The following is a 1,657-nucleotide window of genomic DNA, read 5'->3' on the forward strand; positions in this document are numbered from 1 at the left end:
CGATTATGAAAAAATAGAGAATGCCTATTTTGGTCTTGAAAAACCAAACAATGAGGTTAGAAACTATCTTGAATTATTGGTTAAAAAGGAACATATAAAGGAAGAATTAAATGATATAAATAACAACAGGAATAAAATGAAAGCAAAATATGGGATTTTTGATGATTCATACAAATTAATTAGGGATGACCGTGATAGATAAAAAAGAGGCAGTTCTTGATACGTCAGCCTTAATGTCGCTTTTAATGGAAGATAGCACAACAGAAAATATAGAAAATAAAATATCCAATTTTGATTATTTTCATATATTAGATCTTACCTATTACGAATCTTTAAATACTGTATGGAAGAGGATACAGAGAAATAATATAACCGTTGATGACGGCGAGACCATTATGAATAAAGCTTATTCATTTTTAAATTTAATGAAAATACACAGCTTTAATGAAATTGTTAAGGGTGCTTTTTCCTTATCCGTGAAAATGGGCATTACAGTTTATGATTCATCTTATGTTTTTTTGGCTATAACATTATCAATACCACTAATTACATCGGATAAAAGATTAATCAATAAAATTAAGGAGAACAAACTAAATATTTTATAAATTATTTTTAATTTAAAATTATGAATTTCCTTACTTGATGAAACATTAGAGTTTAAAGTTTATAGTATATTTGGATCTTTTATGTTAATAGTAACATTTAAACCTGATAGTGTTAGATGGTTAATTGTTTGAACTAAATTTAGTAATTTATCATACAAGTTTATGTATGTTCTTACATATTCTTTCATCATCAATGCCAAGAAAATAAAGGCCACCCATTATTGCATGTATTTTATTTTTCCTGTTATTTTAATGCCGTATTCCATTATGTTTTCTATGCCTGAATGGCCGCATCCAGTTATCATAGCAAGTCCGTTCTTTGTTTGTAAATAAAGTGCCATATCATCCTTTATTAAATCTTCCCCACCGTTTTCATCAAATGTGTGGCCATTATGGCTCGGGCCCCGGTTTCTTGGTATCTCACCGGATACAATTATGTTGTTATCAATATTATAAGGTTTTTCAACTGGAATAAAGTTTGCACCGTGTTCTTTTAATTCGTTTTCAGTGAAATCCGGGCTTATTTCAAATAAACCATAGGGTGTCCAAACATACGTCAACTCACTATGTACATTATTTTCCTCCCTGAATTTCCGGTTATTTTATTGGCCATTACAATACAGTTGTATGCAACTATAATTTCTCCTATGGCTATGTCATAATTCCTGTGTTTAACATACCATATATATTCCATTTCAAGTATTTCCTTTAAAATAGAAAATGTCCTTTCTATCTCCCACCTCAATTTGTACCTTGATGATTCCTTTTTCCTTAATGCTATACCCAGTTTCCTGTTATAAGTTAATCTATCCTCAACAAGTCCACTTCTCTTATTTGTGCCTATAACAGGTATACTATGTGCATTCTCAAAAATATAATCATATATTAATTAGAAGAATCATATGCAGCACCCATTAAAATATATCTGAAATCTCTTACAGAATCTATCATTTCAAATGCTATAGTCTTGTCATATGCAGATGCGGTGGTTATCTTCCATTCCATTATGGATAATGAATCGGCATCTATTGAAGCATGCACCTTTAGTATTC

General features: G+C 30.1%; 3 protein-coding genes and 1 pseudogene. 2 read left to right on the top strand and 2 right to left on the bottom strand.

The window, feature by feature from the left end:
* Both AOG54_RS09875 and AOG54_RS03395 read left to right on the top strand, forming a co-directional pair.
* Nucleotides 1–202, top strand: a pseudogene (locus AOG54_RS09875) (hypothetical protein); the annotation flags it as partial.
* The gene (locus AOG54_RS03395) at nt 192–605 is read left to right on the top strand and encodes a type II toxin-antitoxin system VapC family toxin (RefSeq protein ID WP_162200851.1); all 414 of its coding nucleotides are present in this window, start codon (nt 192–194) and stop codon (nt 603–605) included. The pseudogene AOG54_RS09875 and the gene AOG54_RS03395, both read left to right, overlap by 11 nt.
* A gap of 218 nt (nt 606–823) precedes the next feature.
* Here the strand turns inward: AOG54_RS03395 and AOG54_RS03400 are convergent, their stop codons facing one another.
* Together AOG54_RS03400 and AOG54_RS03405 are read right to left on the bottom strand one after the other, a co-directional pair.
* Nucleotides 824–1,165 (bottom strand): hypothetical protein, encoded by a 342-nt coding sequence (locus AOG54_RS03400; RefSeq protein WP_055032415.1) that lies wholly within the window; start codon nt 1,163–1,165, stop codon nt 824–826.
* On the bottom strand, nt 1,162–1,350 hold the full coding sequence (locus tag AOG54_RS03405) for a hypothetical protein (protein WP_055032416.1): 189 nt from the start codon (nt 1,348–1,350) through the stop codon (nt 1,162–1,164). Before AOG54_RS03405 ends, AOG54_RS03400 begins: the two co-directional genes overlap by 4 nt.
* Between the last annotated feature and the right edge of the window lie 307 nt (nt 1,351–1,657).

The organism is Acidiplasma aeolicum, from assembly GCF_001402945.1.
GTDB classification, from domain to species: domain Archaea; phylum Thermoplasmatota; class Thermoplasmata; order Thermoplasmatales; family Thermoplasmataceae; genus Acidiplasma; species Acidiplasma aeolicum.